This is a genomic window from Bartonella harrusi (assembly GCF_024297065.1).
GTDB lineage: Bacteria > Pseudomonadota > Alphaproteobacteria > Rhizobiales > Rhizobiaceae > Bartonella > Bartonella harrusi.
This window is the reverse complement of the sequence record NZ_CP101114.1, coordinates 1,107,299-1,126,707: the sequence shown is the minus strand read 5'-3', so window position 1 is coordinate 1,126,707 and position 19,409 is coordinate 1,107,299. Positions and strand designations below refer to the sequence as shown.

Annotated in this window: 17 protein-coding genes; all 17 read right to left on the bottom strand. The window is 38.2% G+C overall.

Annotated features, from left to right (window positions below):
- Positions 1-4 precede the first annotated feature (4 nt).
- On the bottom strand, positions 5-295 hold the full coding sequence (locus NMK50_RS05365; protein WP_254769607.1) for an FAD assembly factor SdhE: 291 nt from the start codon (positions 293-295) through the stop codon (positions 5-7).
- 77 nt (positions 296-372) lie between these two features.
- Positions 373-1,053 carry an ABC transporter ATP-binding protein gene (locus NMK50_RS05360; RefSeq protein ID WP_254769606.1) on the bottom strand — a complete coding sequence of 227 codons (681 nt, stop codon included), beginning with the start codon at positions 1,051-1,053 and terminating at the stop codon, positions 373-375.
- Positions 1,053-2,321 carry a lipoprotein-releasing ABC transporter permease subunit gene (locus tag NMK50_RS05355; RefSeq protein ID WP_254769605.1) on the bottom strand — a complete coding sequence of 423 codons (1,269 nt, stop codon included), beginning with the start codon at positions 2,319-2,321 and terminating at the stop codon, positions 1,053-1,055. Before NMK50_RS05355 ends, NMK50_RS05360 begins: the two co-directional genes overlap by 1 nt.
- An 8-nt stretch (positions 2,322-2,329) precedes the next feature.
- Positions 2,330-3,658 (bottom strand): proline--tRNA ligase, encoded by a 1,329-nt coding sequence (gene proS, locus NMK50_RS05350; RefSeq protein ID WP_254769604.1) that lies wholly within the window; start codon positions 3,656-3,658, stop codon positions 2,330-2,332.
- Between the two features lie 206 nt (positions 3,659-3,864).
- Positions 3,865-5,541 carry a ribonuclease J gene (locus NMK50_RS05345; RefSeq protein WP_254769603.1) on the bottom strand — a complete coding sequence of 559 codons (1,677 nt, stop codon included), beginning with the start codon at positions 5,539-5,541 and terminating at the stop codon, positions 3,865-3,867.
- Between the two features lie 55 nt (positions 5,542-5,596).
- Positions 5,597-6,406: a biotin--[acetyl-CoA-carboxylase] ligase gene (locus NMK50_RS05340; protein WP_254769602.1), complete on the bottom strand. Its 810-nt coding sequence runs from the start codon at positions 6,404-6,406 to the stop codon at positions 5,597-5,599.
- Positions 6,406-7,860, bottom strand: a complete 1,455-nt coding sequence (gene nuoN, locus NMK50_RS05335; protein WP_254769601.1) for an NADH-quinone oxidoreductase subunit NuoN — start codon at positions 7,858-7,860, stop codon at positions 6,406-6,408. Before nuoN ends, NMK50_RS05340 begins: the two co-directional genes overlap by 1 nt.
- 17 nt (positions 7,861-7,877) lie before the next feature.
- The gene (locus NMK50_RS05330; protein WP_254771197.1) at positions 7,878-9,347 is read right to left on the bottom strand and encodes an NADH-quinone oxidoreductase subunit M; all 1,470 of its coding nucleotides are present in this window, start codon (positions 9,345-9,347) and stop codon (positions 7,878-7,880) included.
- Positions 9,347-11,311 (bottom strand): NADH-quinone oxidoreductase subunit L, encoded by a 1,965-nt coding sequence (gene nuoL / locus NMK50_RS05325; RefSeq protein WP_254771141.1) that lies wholly within the window; start codon positions 11,309-11,311, stop codon positions 9,347-9,349. Before nuoL ends, NMK50_RS05330 begins: the two co-directional genes overlap by 1 nt.
- Before the next feature lie 6 nt (positions 11,312-11,317).
- Complete coding sequence (gene nuoK / locus NMK50_RS05320; protein WP_254771140.1) at positions 11,318-11,626, bottom strand: NADH-quinone oxidoreductase subunit NuoK; 309 nt, start codon at positions 11,624-11,626, stop codon at positions 11,318-11,320.
- A 10-nt stretch (positions 11,627-11,636) separates the two neighbouring features.
- Positions 11,637-12,257, bottom strand: coding sequence for an NADH-quinone oxidoreductase subunit J (locus tag NMK50_RS05315; protein WP_254771139.1), 621 nt, complete (start codon positions 12,255-12,257; stop codon positions 11,637-11,639).
- A 96-nt stretch (positions 12,258-12,353) separates the two neighbouring features.
- Entirely contained in the window at positions 12,354-12,845 is a 492-nt protein-coding gene (gene nuoI, locus NMK50_RS05310) for an NADH-quinone oxidoreductase subunit NuoI (RefSeq protein WP_241437117.1), read from the bottom strand.
- Between the two features lie 14 nt (positions 12,846-12,859).
- Positions 12,860-13,906, bottom strand: coding sequence for an NADH-quinone oxidoreductase subunit NuoH (gene nuoH / locus NMK50_RS05305; protein WP_254771196.1), 1,047 nt, complete (start codon positions 13,904-13,906; stop codon positions 12,860-12,862).
- 34 nt (positions 13,907-13,940) lie between these two features.
- Complete coding sequence (gene nuoG / locus NMK50_RS05300) at positions 13,941-15,998, bottom strand: NADH-quinone oxidoreductase subunit NuoG (protein WP_254771138.1); 2,058 nt, start codon at positions 15,996-15,998, stop codon at positions 13,941-13,943.
- Between the two features lie 65 nt (positions 15,999-16,063).
- Positions 16,064-17,371: an NADH-quinone oxidoreductase subunit NuoF gene (gene nuoF, locus NMK50_RS05295; RefSeq protein ID WP_254771195.1), complete on the bottom strand. Its 1,308-nt coding sequence runs from the start codon at positions 17,369-17,371 to the stop codon at positions 16,064-16,066.
- Between the two features lie 139 nt (positions 17,372-17,510).
- On the bottom strand, positions 17,511-18,179 hold the full coding sequence (gene nuoE, locus NMK50_RS05290) for an NADH-quinone oxidoreductase subunit NuoE (protein WP_254771137.1): 669 nt from the start codon (positions 18,177-18,179) through the stop codon (positions 17,511-17,513).
- On the bottom strand, positions 18,179-19,369 hold the full coding sequence (locus NMK50_RS05285; RefSeq protein ID WP_254771136.1) for an NADH-quinone oxidoreductase subunit D: 1,191 nt from the start codon (positions 19,367-19,369) through the stop codon (positions 18,179-18,181). The genes nuoE and NMK50_RS05285 overlap by 1 nt, the downstream gene beginning before the upstream one ends.
- Positions 19,370-19,409: the final 40 nt, after the last annotated feature.

Sequence of the window (19,409 nt, the reverse complement as noted above, 5' to 3'; positions counted from 1 at the left end):
AAGATCAATTTAAATTTATGCAAATATGATAGTTTATAATGTCACGAAAAAACGGACTCTCTATTTCACAAGGAGGTGAAATCTCTCCTGTAATCCACGCCAATAAATCACGATCATCAAAAGACAAGATATACTCAAGTTCAGAAAGCATTTTATCACTCATTTCAGCAATATGGGCATCTACATAATGTCCAAAAATGAGATCCATTTCACGAATACCGCGGTGCCACGCACGAAAAATCAATCGACGGCGACGCGCGTCTAGTTGATTTCCGTTGACGCTCAAAACTGTCATAAAAGATCTCCTTGAATTAAGTGACAAATAATATACGTAAACTTTTCAATTTATGGAATAAATTTAGTACTTTCCTTTTAAGGAAGTTCAATAATCTTTTTTTCTTTAAGCGTAATTCGGCGGTGCATTTGTTTAGCTAAAGCGTAATTATGTGTTGCAATAAGAGCAGAAAGACCTGATTGACGAACAAGCGCGGATAAAGCTTGAAAGACATAAGCTGAAGTGACAGGATCAAGATTTCCTGTAGGCTCATCAGCCAAAAGAACCGAAGGACCATTTGCTACAGCACGTGCAATAGCAACACGTTGTTGTTCCCCACCTGATAATTCCGATGGACGATGGTTCGCACGATGAGAAACACGCAGATATGTTAACAATTTAAACGCACGATTTTCTGCTACAGATTTTTTAAATCCTGCTATCATTTGCGGTATCATAACATTTTCTAAAGCTGTAAACTCTGGAAGTAAGTGATGAAATTGATAAACAAAACCGATATCATGGCATCTGATAGCTGTCCGCTCACTATCAGAACGCTTTGCACAAGAAATGCCCCGTAACATCACATCACCAGCTGTTGGTTTTTCCAATAATCCAGCAATATGGAGAAGTGTTGATTTTCCAGCACCAGATGGGGCAACAAGTGCAACAAGTTCTCCACGATTAAGGATAAAATTTGCTTTATCCAAAATAACGAGAGGTTTATGGCTCTCAAAAAACTGTTGCTCAATCTCTACAAGCTCTAAAATTGCTGTCATTATTCATACCTTAAAGCTTGTACGGGGTCGAGCTTAGCAGCGCGCCATGCTGGAATGAGCGCCGCAAGGAATGACAAAAATAAAGCCATTACAGCAACTATTGCGGTTTGTCCCCACTCAATTTCAGCAGGCAATTTTGTTAAAAAGTAAAGTTGAGGATTAAAAACATCGACATTAAATAACCAAGATACAAAATCTTGAATATGATTAATATTCGCGCTCGCTATGATACCCAAAATTAAACCCAATATTGTTCCGATAAATCCAATCATCATACCAGTAACAATAAATATACGCATAACAGCACTTTTTTGTGCACCCATCGTGCGTAAAATGGCAATATCATGGCTTTTATCTTTTACAAGCATAATCAACCCTGAAATAATATTCAAAGCAGCAACAAGAACAATAAGAGAAAGAATGAAAAACATAACATTTCGTTCAATCTGTAAGGCTGAAAAAAAAGCCTGATTGCGCTCACGCCAATCAATTAAATAGATTTTTTGATCAACGACTTTCTCTATAATTGGTTTTATTCGATCAACTGCATCAGGATTATTGAGAAAGAGTTCAAGAGACTGAATTTTATCTCCTAGATTAAAAAACATTTGTGCTTCATGAAGAGGCATAAAAACAAAGATTGAATCGTATTCAGACATACCAACTTCAAAAATAGCGCTTACCTTATAAGCCTTAACACGGGGTGTAACCCCAAAAGGAGTAGCATCGCCATCTGGAGTAATGATACGCAGATAACGCCCAACGGTAAGCCCCAATTTTGTAGCCAAACCACTTCCAATTGCCACCCCCTCTTCTTTATCAAATTGGGCAAGCGAACCTAACTTAATATTTTGAGATACTGTTTTAAGCTTCTCTAAATCCTGTTTACGCATACCACGCACTAACGCACCAGAGCCTCCTTCAACTTCGCCCTGAACAAGTGCTTGGCCTTCAATAACAGGCAAAGAAAATTTTACACCATTTATAGATTCTAAAGAAGAAATAAGAGTTTTATAATCAGAAAAACCAGAATGAACTGCCTGAACAATAAGATGTCCATTCATACCAAGAATACGATTGAGAAGTTCTGTGCGAAAACCATTCATCACCGCCATAACAACAACCAGAGCAAAGACCCCTAACATAATTCCAATAAGAGAAATGATTGAAATAACGGAAGCAACAACATGTTTTTTATTAGGAATCATATAACGAAAGGCGATCATCCACTCATAAGATGAAAACCATTTACTGCTCAACCTCTTCATAATATCGCCTATAAAACTACAGCAAACTTTTTAAGGACATCTTCAACCGTTAGAGACTCTTTAACATTCGTTTTTCGATCTTTTATTTCAACTTCATTTTGCGTAATGCTTTTAGGTCCAACAATTATTTGCATTGGTAAACCAATTAAATCCATTGTTGCAAATTTGGTTCCAGGACGCTCATCTCTATCATCCAACAATGGATCAAAACCAGCATGCTTTAAACCCCGATAGAGCGTTTCGCAGGCGTGTGTACATTTTTCATCTTCTGGCTTCATATTGATAATACCAAAATCAAATGGTGCTATAGAGCTTGGCCAAATAATACCATTTTCATCATGGGAAGCTTCAATAGCAGCGGCAACAAGACGCGAAGGCCCAATACCATAAGACCCCATAGAGACAATATGCTCTTTTCCATCTTGTCCCATAACTTTTGCTCCCATTGGAGCAGAATATTTCGTACCAAAGTGAAAAATATGCCCTACTTCAATACCACGTGCTGAAAGGCGATTCTGATCAGGAACTTTAGCCCACTCTTCGCCATTATGCATTTCCTCTGTCGCAGCATAAAAAGACGTCCACTGTTTAACAACATCAGTTAAAGCAGCTTTATCGCTAAAATCAATTGAACTATCTGGAACAGTAAGCTCAAGAAATTGTTTATCACAGAATATCGCACTCTCGCCTGTTTCAGCCAAAATAATAAATTCATGACTAAGTTCGCCACCAATTGGACCTGTATCAGCACGCATAGGAATTGCCTTTAAGCCAAGACGAGAAAAAGTGCGTAAATAAGCAATAAACATACGATTATAAGATGTCTGAGAACCTTCATAATCAAGATCGAAAGAATAGGCATCTTTCATTAAAAATTCTCGTGAACGCATTACACCAAAACGTGGACGGATTTCATCACGAAATTTCCATTGAATATGATACAAATTCAGCGGAAGATCTTTATAAGAACGAATGTAAGAACGAAAAATATCCGTCACTAACTCTTCATTTGTCGGACCATAAAGTAAATCACGTTTTTGGCGATCTTTAATGCGGAGCATTTCTAAACCATAATCATCATAACGGCCACTTTCTCGCCAAAGATCTGCAGACTGAATTGTCGGCATTAATATTTCTATAGCGCCAGCGCGTTCTTGCTCTTCACGAATAATCTTACAAACTTTATCAAGCACTTTTTTACCCAAGGGAAGCCAAGAATAGATCCCTGAAGTTTGTTGTCGAATCATACCTGCACGCAACATTAATCGATGAGAAATAATCTCTGCTTCCTTAGGATTCTCCTTTAAAAGTGGAAGAAAGTATTGAGAAAGACGCATTGCGATAATTAACTCCTAATCAAATCCATCATATTGAAACAATTTAAAGTAGATATGTTTATCTATAGCTACATTCTGAATACTTGCAAAGATAACGGTCATATTTTTCAAATTTATATGCTCCCCTATCGCGCTTAACGATAAGATAATCTTATAATTTAGTTTTCTCTTTCTTTCTTAAAAAAATAATCTAATAGCATAGCGCTTCATTTTGACTGATGTAAAAAAACTGTACAAACGGGCTTTTTTTGCCAAGCTTCATTGACAGCAGCTCTTACTGCACGTCGCGTTGCTTCTCGAATAAGCTCATTATTTTTTCGTTTAATGCGCGGGATGTTATAAAATGTATTTTCCACAACATTTAAGAGAATATCTTTTAAGTTCTCCCCTTTTCCATTACTTTCAGGTAATCCGAAGGTATTTAAACCAATATCACCCAACAATTCGTGCTTGCTATTCACATGGAGGGAAACAGCAACATAACCGGCATAACTTAATTTGCGACGTTCGCGGATTCCTAATTCATCTTCATTTCCAATAAGACAACCATCCTTATAGATGCGACCAACAGGGACTTGATCAATAACCTCTACAGGCTTTGGTGCAAGGCGTAGTATACTGCCATTTCTAATATTAGAAACAATTTCAATTCCTGCTTGACGCGCTAAATCTGCCTGAGCCGTAAGATGGATTGCTTCTCCATGGACAGGAACAAGTATCTGTGGTTTTACCCAATCATACATCTGTACAAGTTCTGCGCGACGAGGATGACCTGAAACATGAACAAGAGCATCCTCATTCGTAATAACTTTAACACCCATATCAATAAAACGATTTTGTATTTCAATAATAGCTTTTTCGTTTCCTGGTATACTTCGTGATGAATAAATAACAGTATCACCAGAAGAAAGTGCAATATTTCTCATGCCATTGCGTGATAATTTTGCTAAGGCAGCACAAGGTTCTCCTTGGCTACCTGTCACGATTAAAACGATCTCTTTGCGTGGGATATAACCATAATCATCTTCCGTAACAAATGGTGCTAAACCATCCATATAACCAAGCTCTTGTGCAACCATAAGACTCCGTTTTAACGAGCGTCCAACAACAAGAACTTTGCGCCCAACAGATTCAGCAGCAAGAGCAATTGAACGTATTCGACCAACATTAGAGGCAAAAGTAACGATTGCAACTCGCTCCTCCGCTTTGGAAAAAATTTCAGAAAGACTTGTCTGAACTTGTTGTTCTGATGGCGTCACACCATCCCGACATGCATTCGTGGAATCACAAAGCAATGCTAAAATACCTTTATTGCCTAAAGTGCGAAAACGCTTTTCATCTGTTATAACGCCAAGAGAAGGTGTATGATCAATTTTCCAATCGCCAGTGTGGATAACAGTGCCTAAAGATGTTGTAATCGCTAAAGATACAGACTCTGGGATTGAATGATTAACGGCAATAGCTTCAATGGCAAAGGAACCGACCTGAAAACAATCACCAGCTTGAAAAATATTAAATGAAATATTATGAGATCCAAAATCAGATTGCCTTTTACTCTCTAATAATCCTGCCGTAAAAGGAGTACAATAAAGTGGAACTTTAAGTTTTGGCCATAAATCAAGGACAGCACCATAATGATCTTCATGAGCATGTGTTAAAACAAGACCACGCACATTGTATTTTTCACTCTCAAGAAAACGAATATCAGGTAAAATAAGATCTGCTCCTGGGAATTCAGAACCAGCAAAACTCACTCCCATATCAACAAGAAGCCATTCACGAAGATTTTCGGAACCAAATCCATAAGCAGCCAGATTCATCCCTATTTCGCCTACCCCTCCGAAAGGCAAAAAAACAAATTCACTCTCATTGGCTGCAACCATAAACATCTCCTAAATTATTAAGATAAATCCGATGGTAAAATAAAATTTTATTAAACTAATAACGGCCCGCATTAACAGAAGCAGCTAAACCAAAATGGACATCTCCAGCTGTTATAATGGCTTGCTGACCATTTTTTTGTTTTACGAGACAGTTAAAGTCACTATCAAGACCATCAAAAATACCTTCGATGATTTTTTCATCATTGAATACCCTGATATGCTGTCCAAGATGCGCAGAATATAAAAGCCATTTTTTGCGGATTATATCAACTCCTTCTGATTGTTTCCAAAAAAGATAGTTTTTAGAAAAACACTCCGCCAAAGCTGTAAACAATGATCCTTCTTCAACATACAAACCAATATTATTTAAACTTGAAGTAGGATATGGCACATGTTCATAATGATGTTTTACATTGATTCCAATACCAATAACCAATGCATCTTGTTGTGATGGCAATTTAAAAATCTCAAGCAAAATTCCAGAGCTTTTCGCTCCTCCTAGCAAAATATCATTCGGCCATTTTAAACGAACAATATTGTCCGCTTGCTTTTTATCCTTTATAAAATGTTTTATTGCTTCTACCACACTCACTCCAGCAACAAAACCAAGCTGAGCAGCAGTTTGATGAACAATATCGTCAATTAACAAAAGACTAGAATAAAGGTTCCCTTTCGGACTAGACCATGTTCGGCCTCTTCTGGCTCTTCCTTCTGATTGTTCTTGCGCAACAACCCAGAGATAACCTTTATGACCAGCTTGTGCTTTTCGTTGTGCAATAAGATTTGTTGAATCAACATTTTCGTATGATTCAACCGTATATCCTTGTTTTTGTACAAAATCTGATAAAATATAAACCATATCCATTAAAACAATGCAGCGGCTGCTGTTTCTGCTAACTTAGCAAACCAAACTCCAAAAAGCATATAAAACAAAACAAAGAATGCAGAAAGACCGAGACAAAATTGAAGCTCATTGGACAACACAACAAAACGCGCCTTTGCTTCATCAAACCACATAATTTTAATAAGCCGCAAATAATAAAAAGCTCCCACAACAGACGCTATCATTCCAACGACAGCAAGTGGAGTAAGTCCAGCATGAACAGCAGCAGAAAATGTATACCATTTCCCAAAAAAACCAGCCATAGGCGGTATACTTGCTAAAGAAAAAAGCTGTATTGTCATTACAACAGCCATAAATGGATGCGTTTTTATTAACCCTGAAAGATCATCCATATTTTCAACATTTCCATCACTAGAGCGCATTCCAAGGATAAAAGCAAATGAACCAATCGTCATACCCAGATAAATAGTCATATAAAGAATAACACTTTTTATCCCAAGCATATCTCCAGCAGCTAACCCAACAAGCGCATATCCCATATGACTGATTGATGAATAAGCCATTAAACGTTTAATATTTCTCTGTCCAATTGCGGCGAATGCACCAAGTATCATCGATGTAATCGCCATAAACACTAAGATTTGTTGCCATGCAGGCATAGAGCCATCAGAACTACCCAGTGGCATAAAAGTTGTAACAATAACACGAATGATGAGTGCCATCGCAGCAATTTTAGGAGCACCAGCAAAAAATGCTGTAATGGGTGTCGGTGCTCCTTCATAAACATCAGGTGTCCACATATGAAATGGAACGGCAGAAATTTTGAAAGCCAAACCAGCTAAAATAAACACAATTCCAAAAACAACACCCAATTGTAAATTTTCATCTTTTAAGGTAACTGCAATTTCACGAAAACCAATTTGTCCAGTAAAACCATAAAGCAAAGAAATACCATACAGGAGCAATCCTGAAGATAATGCCCCTAAAACAAAATATTTTATCCCCGCTTCAGAAGATTTTACATTATCACGATTAATGGCAGCTAAAATATATAAAGCTAAGGATTGTAATTCTAATCCCATATAAAGTGAGAGCATATTACCAGCTGAAATCATCAGCATCATACCAAGAGTTGCTAAAAGAACAAGTATTGGAAATTCAAATACATCGAACTTTTGAGAACTGGTAAAACCAACAGACATAATCAGAGCAAAAAGTGCCCCAATGAGCGTTAAAACTTTCATGTAACGACCAAAAGAGTCAATAATGAGCGCATTGGTCTGAAACAAACCACTTTTCGGAAAAACAACGATAATAATAATGGTTGCAATAAGAAGAGCAATAGAAAGACCTGTTAAAGTTAAAAAAGAACGCGTTTTGGAATAAACTCCAATCAAAAGAAATACTATCCCTCCTAATGCTATTAAAGTCTCTGGAAGAATTAATACGAATTGCGTTATTATTTCAGTTTGCATGAGCATTCTTCCCTTATCTAATGCAGTTTACTGATGAGGGCTTCTACGGAAAACGCCGTTGCTTTAAGAATAGGCGTTGGATAGATACCAAAAAATATTGTAAGAATAACCATCGGATAAAGAATAAACTTCTCTCTTGTAGAAAGATCAATAAGGACTTTTAAGTTCTCCTTATCCAAGGAACCGAACACCACACGCCGGTAAAGGTAAAGTGCATAGCCAGCGGACAAAATAACACCCGTTGTCGCAAAAACAACAATCAATTTGTTGACTTGAAAAACACCTATTAAGGTTAAAAATTCACCTAAAAATCCTGAACTCCCAGGCAAACCAACATTTGCCATAGTGAAAATTAAGAAAACAACAGCATATTTAGGCATATTATTAACGAGACCACCAAAAGCTGAAATTTCGCGGGTATGAAGACGATCGTAAATAACCCCGACACAAAGAAATAAAGCCGCTGAAACAATTCCATGCGATAGCATCTGATAAATAGCACCTTGGATACCTTGTTCATTCGCAGCAAAAATACCCATCGTTACATATCCCATATGTGCTATTGAAGAATAGGCAATAAGTTTTTTTATGTCATTTTGAACAAGTGCAACCAGTGATGTATAAAGAATAGCGATAAGCGATAAGGTGAAAACCAAAGGAGCAAGATCAGCCGAAGCAATAGGAAACATTGGTAAAGAAAAACGAAGAAAACCATACCCACCTAATTTGAGTAAAACACCAGCTAAAATAACCGAACCAGCGGTAGGTGCTTCTACGTGAGCATCAGGCAACCATGTGTGAACAGGCCACATGGGCATTTTAACCGCAAAAGAAGCAAAGAAGGCAAGCCATAACCAAATTTGCATATGCGCAGGAAATTGGTAAGTTAATAAAGTCGGTATATCAAGTGTTCCAGCTTGCCAATACATAGCCATAAGAGCAACCAGCATCAGCACTGAACCAAGTAAAGTGTAAAGGAAAAACTTTATACTTGCATAAACACGTCGTGGGCCTCCCCAAACACCTATAATAATAAACATTGGAATAAGGCTGCCTTCAAAAAAGACATAAAACAACATTGCATCAAGAGCACAAAAAACCCCAATAATCGCAACTTCAAGAAGAAGAAAAGCAATCATATAGGCTTTTAATCTATCTTTAACATTTTCCCAACTTGCTAAAATACAGAAAGGCAAAAGAAAAGCCGAAAGAACTACAAAGAGGATAGAAATGCCATCAACCCCCATATGATAACTGATCCCCCCCCCTAACCAATTGGCTTTCTCAACCATTTGAAAATGAGCATCTGTATGATCGAAACCCGCCCAAATAATTAAGGAAATAATAAAAACAAACACAGTCGTAAAAAATGCTACATTGCGTATGTTATGCCGAGCGACCTCATTATCCTCTTTGATAAATAAAATGAGAAGGACACCAACAAGCGGTAAAAATGTAACTGTAGAAAGAATAGGCCAATCGATCATCAATTTACGCCCCCGATCATCATCCATGTGATCAACATTGCAACACCTATAAGCATCGCAAATGCATAGTGATAAAGATAGCCTGTCTGCATCCGAACCACTCTATTTGTAATCTCAACAACACGTGCTGCAATACCATTCGGACCTAGACCATCAATAATTTTTCCGTCTCCCACCTTCCAAAGAAAAAAACCAATTCTGAAAGCAGGACGCACAAATAGAAAGTTGTAGAGTTGATCAAAATACCATTTTTGGTAAAGAAAGAGATAAACCCTTGGCATAACAACAGCCAATTTCTTAGGAAGAGAAGGGAAAATAATATAAAACAAATAGGCTAACATGAACCCGAAAATCATCGCTATAAAGGGTGACCATTTAACCCAATCAAACACATTGTGCGCATCGTGAAGGATATGATTATGTTTGTTTGTAAAGAGTGCTCCCTTCCAAAAAGCATCATACAAATCACCAAAAAAGTAAGGCTGGAAAACGACACCAGCAAATATTGCTCCAATAGATAAAATAAGGAGAGGAATCAACATAACGGGGGGGGATTCATGAACATGATGCATAACATCAACGGTTGCCCGTGGTTTACCGTGAAATGTCATAAATATAAGACGCCATGAATAAAAACTTGTTAATAAAGCAGCAAAAACAAGAAGAGAGAAAGCATATCCTGAAGCGATATTATGTGAAGCAAAAGCAGATTCTATAATTGCATCCTTGGAAAAAAAGCCTGCGGTCCCAAAAACTGTTCCTGGAATCCCAACACCCGTCAATGCAAGGGTTCCGATCATCATCATCCAATAAGTTGCTTTGATATGCTTGTATAACCCACCCATTTTTCGCATATCTTGTTCATCAGACACAGCATGAATGACAGAGCCTGCACCAAGAAATAATAGAGCTTTAAAAAAAGCATGCGTAAAAAGATGAAAAACAGCCGCTCCATAAGCTCCAACACCTAATGCAACAAACATATAACCAAGTTGTGAACATGTAGAATAGGCAATCACACGTTTAATATCATTCTGCACCAGCCCTATAGTTGCCGCAAAAAATGCAGTCGTTGCTCCAACAATAATAATAACTGTCAAAGCAATAGAAGAGAGTTCAAAAATTGGCGACATACGCGCAACCATAAAGACACCAGCTGTTACCATCGTTGCTGCATGAATAAGCGCTGATACAGGCGTTGGTCCCTCCATGGCATCAGGGAGCCATGTATGTAAAAGAAATTGCGCTGATTTCCCCATTGCACCAATAAACAATAGAAGACATGTAACGGTAATAGCCGTTTGTCCATCAAGCTGCCAACCTAAAAATGTTACATTTTGTATGAAGCTTTTGTCTGCCGTTTTTGCAAAAATAGAGGAAAAATTCACTGACTGAAACAAAACAAAAATGCTAAAGATCCCTAAAAGAAAACCAAAGTCTCCAACACGGTTAACTACAAAAGCTTTCATTGCAGCTTTATTGGCTGAATCTCGCTGAAACCAAAAACCAATAAGTAAATAAGAAGCAAGTCCTACACCTTCCCACCCAAAAAACATCTGAATCAAGTTATTAGATGTCACTAACATCAACATCATAAATGTAAAGAGGGAAAGATAAGAAAAAAAACGTGATCTTGAAGGATCATGGTGCATATAGCCAATTGAATAAATATGTACCACTGCCGAAACACTATTTACAACAACAAGCATGACAGCTGTCAATGTATCAATATGTAAAGCCCAATTAAAGGATAAATCACCAACCGTAAGCCAATGTAATACGAATACATCAACCACAGGAACATGAGAAAGTGCAACATTAAAAAAGGCAATCCACGATAACATGGCAACAATCACCATAAAGCTACATGTTACCAATTCACTAGCGCGATTTCCTATAGTTTTTCCTCCTATAGAAGCAATTAAAAAGCCCAAAAGCGGAAGAAAGACAATCGTATAATACATTGCTGGTTAGCCTTTCATTACATTAACATCTTCAACCGCAATAGAACCACGATTACGGAAAAAAACGACAAGAATTGCTAGACCAATTGCGGCTTCAGCAGCTGCTATTGTTAAGACAAATAAAGCGAATATCTGCCCAACAAGATCATGAAGAAATGCTGAAAATGCAACAAAATTGAGATTGACAGAAAGCAATATAAGTTCAATGGACATCAAGATGATAATCACATTCTTTCTATTAAGAAAAATGCCAGCAATACCAATTGTAAAGAGCAAAGCAGAAACAATAAGATAATGCGTAATATCAATGAGCATAATTCCCCCCTTAAATGCCTTTTCCTGACTCAACTTGTTTGATTTCAATTGCATTTTCTACTGTTCGAGAAACTTGCACCGCAATAGATTGCCGTTTTACACCTAACTTATGACGGAGTGTTAAAACAATTGCACCAATCATTGCAATCAATAAAATTATTCCAGCAATTTGAAAATAAAAAACATAATCTGTATAAAGAATATCACCTAGAGCCTGTGTATTTGTTCGCTGCATTAAATCTGGCATTGGTTGTGTAACATGTGATCTACGAACAGTAGAAAAATTGCCACTAACAAAAACAAAAATCAATTCTAAAGAAACGATGCTTCCAACAAGAGCTCCAATAGGAGCATAACGAAGTGCACCAGTTTTAAACTCTGCAAAATTAACATCAAGCATCATAACCACAAACAAAAACAAAACCGCTACAGCACCAACATAAACAACAAGCAGAATAAGCCCCAAAAATTCTGCTCCTGCAAGTAAAAATAAAGCTGCGGCGTTAAAAAATGCTAATATTAAAAACAAAACCGAATGCACAGGATTGCGGGCTGTAATCACAACAACTGCACTTACAAGCATAATAAAAGCAAATAAATAGAAAAATGCCGCCGCTAGATCCGTTAGCATAGGCTTCTCCTCAATCAATTAAACAATTGGTATAAAATTTCATACCAGATTAAACATTATCGGAAAAATCATCCGACACCTCATGCGAGGATACACTTAACGATAAGGTGCATCCATCAATATATTGCGAGCAATTTCTCGCTCCCAACGATCTCCATTCATTAAAAGTTTTTCTTTATCATAATAGAGTTCTTCACGTGTTTCTGTTGCAAACTCAAAATTTGGTCCTTCTACAATAGCTTCAACAGGACAAGCTTCTTGACAAAAACCACAGTAAATACATTTAACCATATCTATATCATAACGAACAGTTCTACGTGTACCATCATTACGCCGCGGCCCTGCTTCAATTGTGATCGCTTGTGCAGGACAAATTGCTTCACACAATTTACAGGCTATACACCGCTCTTCACCATTTGGATAACGACGCAGTGCATGTTCACCACGAAAACGTTCAGAAACAAAACCCTTCTCATAAGGATAATTAATTGTAGGCTTTGGTGCAAAAAATTGACGCATGGCTAAGAAAAAAGCACTCACAAATTCCAATAAAAGGAGTGACTTTGCTGCCTGAAAAAGACCTGACATCATTATAACTCCTCTTAAGAAAAACCCGTATACTTTAAAAAAGCAGCGGTTATCACAACCATTGCTAATGAAAGTGGAAGAAAAACTTTCCAACCAAGCCGCATAAGTTGGTCATAGCGATAACGTGGAACGAAAGCTTTAACCATAGCAAACCAAAAAAATACAAAGCAAACTTTTAAAACAAACCAAATAACACCAGGAATCCAATTAAGCCACCAAACATCTAAAGGAGGCAACCAACCACCTAAAAATAAAAGAGTTGTTAAAGCACACATTAAAACAATAGCAACATACTCACCAAGGAAGAAAAGCATGTAAGGCGTTGAAGAATACTCAACCATATGACCAGCAACAAGCTCAGATTCTGCTTCTACTAAATCAAAAGGAGGACGATTTGTCTCTGCAAGTGCGGAAATAAAAAATATAATAAACATTGGGAAAAGAACGAACCAATTCCAATCAAGAAAACTGTTAAAAGGAAGACCTAGTCTCGTACCAAATCCATAGCTTTGTTTATTTACAATTGTTGTAAGATCCAACGAACCACTCACTAAAATGACAGTTACAAGGACAAACCCAATGGAAACCTCATAAGAAACCATTTGTGCCGCTGAACGAAGGGCTCCTAAGAAAGGATATTTTGAGTTTGATGCCCATCCTCCCATAATAACGCCATAAACTTCAAGAGATGAAATGGCTAAGATATAAAGCAAACCAACATTAATTTTTGCAACTTCCCAGCCTTCATTAACTGGAATAACAGCCCACGTTGATAAAGCAAGCGTAGCAGAAATAAAAGGTGCTAAAAGAAAAACACCTTTATTCGCACCAGCAGGGATAATAGGCTCTTTAACAACAAATTTAATTAAATCCGCAAAAGACTGTAACAATCCCCACGGACCAACAACGTTCGGACCACGCCGTAATTGTACTGCTGCCCAAATCTTTCTATCTGCGTAAAGAAGATACGCAACTAAAACAAGAAGAACAACCAAAAGGAGAAGTGTTTTTCCAACGATAATGAGTAATGGCAATAGCCAAGTTATAAAGAAATCATACATCATTATTCTTTTCCCTCTGCCCTTACTCTACAGTTTATATAACACGATTCTTTGCAAGAGATGAACATTCAGCCATAACTGCAGAAGCACGTGCTATTGGATTTGTTAAATAAAAGTCTTTAACCATAGAAGTAAATGTTTGCTTCTCAAGAGCGACTATTTGCGAACCGAGTGCTTTAAGATCATCTATACAGGAAGGTATTATATCATCAATAGCACAAAGATGTGGATAATCATTAAATAAGTTCTGCCTTAATTGAGAAAGCGAATCAAATGGAAGCTTTTGTCCTAAAATATCTGATAAAGCACGCAAGATAGCCCAATCTTCTTTTGCTTCACCTGGTGCAAAACCAGCGCGATTTGTCATTTGCACACGTCCCTCTGTATTCACATAAAGCCCTGATTTTTCAGTATAAGCTGATGCTGGCAAGATAACATCCGCAGCATGTGCACCATTATCACCATGGCTACCGATATAAATTGTAAAAGCTTCTGTATTGGCTAATTCTATTTCATCAGCACCAAGCAAAAATAAAACTTCACACGTTTTAAGAATATTTACAACTCCAAGCTCAGAAGTAAAACCAATATCTAATCCCCCAACCATTGATGCTGCAGTATGAAGAACACCAAAACCATTCCATTCCTCACTAAGGGCTCCAACACTATCAGCTAGTTTTGCAAGATTTTTTAAAACAGCCAATCCTTCTTTCCCTGAAACAGAACCCTCTCCAATAAGGATAAGCGGTTTCTTTGTTTCTTTTAAGACATTAAAAAATGCATCTTCTCCACGAACAAGCGCACTCAATGCATCAGTACCAGATCCAAGATAAGAATAAGGATAACGTAAATCGACTTTCTCACCAATTAATGCGATAGGAAACTGTCCCATTCGTTGACGCTTTAAAATACGTGCATTGAGAACAGCAGCCTCATGACGTGGATTAGATCCAACGATAAGCAATGAATCAGCCTGTTCAATCCCTGCAATTGTTGGATTAAAAATATAACTCGAACGCCCTAATTCAGACGATAAAGCCATTCCTCTTTGACGACAATCAAAAATCTTTGATCCTAGTGAAATCAGTAATTTTTTAAGTGCATACATTTCCTCAATGGATGCAAGATCTCCCGCAATTGCCCCAATTTTTTCTGGCAAAATTTTACAAACCACCCTTTTAATTTCTGCAAAAGCTTCAGTCCAACTTACAGGCTGAAGCTTTCCATTTTTACGTACATAGGGCCTATCAAGACGCTGCGTACGTAATCCATCCCAAATAAAACGTGTCTTATCAGAAATCCATTCCTCATTTATATCTTCATTTGTACGCGGCATAATTCGCATAACTTCACGACCACGGCTATCAATGCGAATTGCACTCCCAAGTGCATCCATGACATCAATCGATTCTGTTTTAACCAGTTCCCAAGGACGTGCATGAAATGCATAAGGTTTTGAGGTTAAAGCTCCCACTGGACAAAGATCAATAACATTCCCCTGCAACTCAGAAGTCATTGCTTTTTCAAGATATGTGGTAATTTCAGCATCTTCACCACGACCTATTAAACCAAGCTCAGAAATACCCGCAACTTCTGTTGTAAAACGAACACAACGTGTGCAATGAATGCATCGTGTCATAACAGTTTTTACAAGTGGACCAATATATTTATCTTCTACAGCACGCTTATTTTCTTTATATCGAGAACAATCACGCCCATAGAGCATGGCTTGATCTTGAAGATCGCATTCTCCTCCTTGATCACAAACAGGACAATCCAAAGGGTGATTGATGAGTAGGAACTCCATCACACCTTCACGTGCTTTTTTTACCATCTCTGTATTGGTAAAAATTTCTGGCGTTTCACCATTTGGCCCTAATCGTAAATCACGAACCCCCATAGCACAAGAAGCTTGCGGTTTTGGAGGTCCACCCTTAACCTCAACCAAACACATACGACAATTTCCAGCAATAGATAAAGATTCATGAAAACAAAAACGCGGTACTTCAGCACCAGCAGCCTCAGCAGCTTGAAGCAACGTATAATAATCAGGAACTTCAATTTCTTTACCATTAACTTTGATATTTATCATCACTCATCCAGCCTATGGATACTCCACTTAAAACTTGCATTTCATTGTTCTTAAAACAAAATTCTCTACCCAACTGCTTCCAAAGCAATATTTTTTCTTTGAACTACATTTCGCGTATAATCATCAATTCTACGCTCGATTTCTGGACGAAAATTACGTATCAATCCTTGTATAGGCCATGCTGCCGCATCACCAAGTGCGCAAATAGTGTGCCCTTCAACCTGTTTAGACACTTCAAACAAAAGATCAATCTCACGTTTTTGCGCCCTTCCTTCAACCATACGCCCTAAAAGGCGCATCATCCACCCCGTACCTTCACGGCACGGCGTACACTGGCCACAACTCTCATGCTTAAAAAAAGCGGCTATACGCCAAATTGCCTTAATGATATCGGTTGATTTATCCATAACAATCATTCCCCCAGTGCCAAAAGAAGATCCAACCTCTCGCATTCCATCAAAATCCATGATTGCATCGATCATATCCTCACCACGAACAACTGGACAAGAAGCCCCTCCTGGAATAACAGCTAAAAGATTATTCCATCCTCCACGAATACCACCCGTATGCTTTTCAATTAATTCACGGAATGAAACACCAAGAGCATCCTCAAATGTACAAGGTGCATTCACATGTCCAGAAACCATAAATAATTTTGTCCCTACATTATTGGCACGTCCAATCGACGAAAACCACGAAGCACCACGCCGCAAAATTGTTGGAACAACAGCAATAGACTCCACATTATTCACTGTTGTTGGACAACCATAAACCCCCATATTGGCAGGGAATGGTGGTTTAAGACGAGGTTGTCCTTTTTTTCCCTCAAGACTTTCAAGAAGAGCTGTTTCTTCACCACAAATATAAGCACCCGCACCATGATGAATAATAATATCGCAAGCATGTCCATATTTTGTTTTTTTGCCAAGTAAGCCCGCATCATAACATTCATCAACGGCAGCTTGAAGTGCCTCACGCTCACGAATATATTCACCACGAATATAAATAAAAGCAACATTCGCCCCCATAGCAAAAGTAGCAATTGCACATCCTTCAATTAAAGTATGGGGATCATGCCGTAAAATATCGCGATCTTTACATGTTCCAGGCTCCGATTCATCCGCATTGACAACCAAATAATGGGGACGACCGTCACTTTTTTTTGGCATAAAAGACCACTTCATCCCAGTAGAAAAACCGGCACCTCCACGCCCACGCAAACCCGATGCCTTCACCTCATCAATGATCCAATCACGGCCTTTTTCAATAATTGCCTTTATGCCATCCCAATGCCCACGAGAGATTGCAGCTTTTAATGACTTATCCTTCAAACCATAAATATTGGTGAAAATACGGTCTTTATCAGCTAGCATCCCTCCCCCTTTTTCTCTTGCTCCTAGCATTCTTAGTTTTTCCTCAAATGCAATTCTTCGATCTTTTTAAAAATTTTTACTTTTAATTAAATATTGTCACAATGGGTAAAATAATAAAATATTTTTTAAAAAATACTTATTATTCGTCCATTCCATCCTTACCCTTTTTCTTTGAAGACTTAAACGACTTCTTTTCTTCTTCATCAATGAGAGATGTTAAACCATTAATCGGCTCAGATGATTTACGACTATTTTGTGGACCAACCGCTATCTCAGAGCCTTTACCCGCTGCAAATGCGTCAATAATTTCCTCAAGACGCTCAGTGGTAAGATCTTCATAAGTATCTTTAAAAATCATAACCATCGGAGCATTTACACAAGCACCAAGACACTCCACCTCTTCCCATGATAACGTCCCATCTTGATTGGTAACAAAAGGTTCATGATGAATTTTTTTCTGACAAACTTTAATTAATTCACCAGATCCACGTAACATACAAGGCGTTGTACCACAAACTTGAACATGTGCCCTAGTTCCAACGGGCTGAAGCTGAAATTGAGTATAAAAAGTAGCCACTTCTAAAACACGAATATAAGCCATAGAAAGAAGCTCCGCGATATGCTCAATCGCAGCGCGTGTAACCCACCCATCTTGCTCTTGAGCCCGCATTAACAATGGAATGACAGCAGATTGCTCACGCCCGATAGGATACTTTTCTATCGTTTTCTTCACCCATACCTGATTTTCTGTTGTAAAAGAAAACTCTGCGGGTTGGTAGACATCATCTGCTAGACGGCGCACAGACATTAGCGATCAACCTCCCCAAAAACAATATCAATCGAGCCTAAGATAGCTGTAGCATCTGCCAACATATGACCTCGGGTTAAAAAGTCCATAGCTTGAAGATGAGCAAAGCCTGGAGCACGCAATTTAACACGATAAGGCTTATTGGTTCCATCAGAAACAAGATAAACCCCAAACTCTCCTTTTGGAGCCTCTACAGCGACATATACCTCACCAGGAGGTGTATGAAAACCTTCCGTATAAAGTTTAAAATGATGAATAAGCGCTTCCATCGAACCTTTCATTTCAGACCGTTTTGGAGGAACGATTTTACGATCTAAGCTCGAAACTGGTCCATTTTTTTCGGTACCTAGCAAACGATCAACACACTGGCGCATAATTTTTGCTGATTGACGCATCTCTTCCATACGAATCAGATAACGATCATAACAATCGCTGTTTTTACCTACAGGAATATCAAACTCCATTTCATCATAACATTCATAAGGTTGGCTTTTACGTAAATCCCATGGCACACCAGCCCCACGAATCATGACTCCGGAAAAGCCTCGTGCCCAAGCTTCATCAATACTCACAACGCCAATATCTACATTACGCTGCTTAAAAATCCGATTTGGCGTTACAAGTGCATCAAGTTTTCCAAGAGCAATAAAAAATGGATCAATAAAATTACCAATATCCTCAATTAAAGTTTCCGGTAAATCTTGATGTACACCACCGGGACGAAAATAATTTGCATGAAGACGTGCTCCACACGCACGCTCATAAAAAACCATTAATCTTTCACGTTGCTCGAACCCCCAAAGTGGTGGTGTTAAAGCACCAACATCCATTGCCTGCGTTGTTACATTAAGCAGATGGTTCAGAATGCGCCCAATTTCAGAAAACAAAACTCGGATTAACTGCCCTCGTTTAGGAACCTCAACCCCTAATAACTTTTCAACAGCAAGTACAAAAGCATGCTCCTGATTCATAGGAGCAACATAGTCTAAACGATCTAAATAAGGACCAGCTTGAAGATAAGTCTTGGTCTCCATTAATTTTTCGGTGCCACGATGCAATAATCCAATATGTGGATCTACACGCTCAACAACTTCACCGTCCAATTCCAGAACCATGCGCAAAACTCCATGCGCGGCAGGATGCTGCGGTCCAAAATTGATATTAAAGTTCCGAACATTGACCTCAGCCACAATCAACCCCTTACTTTTTTAACTTTATATCAGATTTCAT

What these genes read in the sequence shown, in the direction of transcription:
- NMK50_RS05360 (WP_254769606.1), bottom strand. Translation starts at nt 1,053, where the DNA reads ATGACAGCAATTTTAGAGCTTGTAGAGATTGAGCAACAGTTTTTTGAG.
- nuoI (WP_241437117.1), bottom strand. Translation starts at nt 12,845, where the DNA reads ATGTCAGGTCTTTTTCAGGCAGCAAAGTCACTCCTTTTATTGGAATTT.
- nuoE (WP_254771137.1), bottom strand. Translation starts at nt 18,179, where the DNA reads ATGTCTGTGCGCCGTCTAGCAGATGATGTCTACCAACCCGCAGAGTTT.
- NMK50_RS05365 (WP_254769607.1), bottom strand. Translation starts at nt 295, where the DNA reads ATGACAGTTTTGAGCGTCAACGGAAATCAACTAGACGCGCGTCGCCGT.
- nuoN (WP_254769601.1), bottom strand. Translation starts at nt 7,860, where the DNA reads ATGCAAACTGAAATAATAACGCAATTCGTATTAATTCTTCCAGAGACT.
- nuoG (WP_254771138.1), bottom strand. Translation starts at nt 15,998, where the DNA reads ATGATAAATATCAAAGTTAATGGTAAAGAAATTGAAGTTCCTGATTAT.
- nuoL (WP_254771141.1), bottom strand. Translation starts at nt 11,311, where the DNA reads ATGTATTATACGATTGTCTTTCTTCCGCTTTTGGGCTTTTTAATTGCT.
- NMK50_RS05355 (WP_254769605.1), bottom strand. Translation starts at nt 2,321, where the DNA reads ATGAAGAGGTTGAGCAGTAAATGGTTTTCATCTTATGAGTGGATGATC.
- nuoF (WP_254771195.1), bottom strand. Translation starts at nt 17,371, where the DNA reads ATGCTAGCTGATAAAGACCGTATTTTCACCAATATTTATGGTTTGAAG.
- nuoK (WP_254771140.1), bottom strand. Translation starts at nt 11,626, where the DNA reads ATGCTCATTGATATTACGCATTATCTTATTGTTTCTGCTTTGCTCTTT.
- nuoH (WP_254771196.1), bottom strand. Translation starts at nt 13,906, where the DNA reads ATGTATGATTTCTTTATAACTTGGCTATTGCCATTACTCATTATCGTT.
- proS (WP_254769604.1), bottom strand. Translation starts at nt 3,658, where the DNA reads ATGCGTCTTTCTCAATACTTTCTTCCACTTTTAAAGGAGAATCCTAAG.
- NMK50_RS05345 (WP_254769603.1), bottom strand. Translation starts at nt 5,541, where the DNA reads ATGGTTGCAGCCAATGAGAGTGAATTTGTTTTTTTGCCTTTCGGAGGG.
- NMK50_RS05315 (WP_254771139.1), bottom strand. Translation starts at nt 12,257, where the DNA reads ATGCTAACGGATCTAGCGGCGGCATTTTTCTATTTATTTGCTTTTATT.
- NMK50_RS05330 (WP_254771197.1), bottom strand. Translation starts at nt 9,347, where the DNA reads ATGATCGATTGGCCTATTCTTTCTACAGTTACATTTTTACCGCTTGTT.
- NMK50_RS05340 (WP_254769602.1), bottom strand. Translation starts at nt 6,406, where the DNA reads ATGGATATGGTTTATATTTTATCAGATTTTGTACAAAAACAAGGATAT.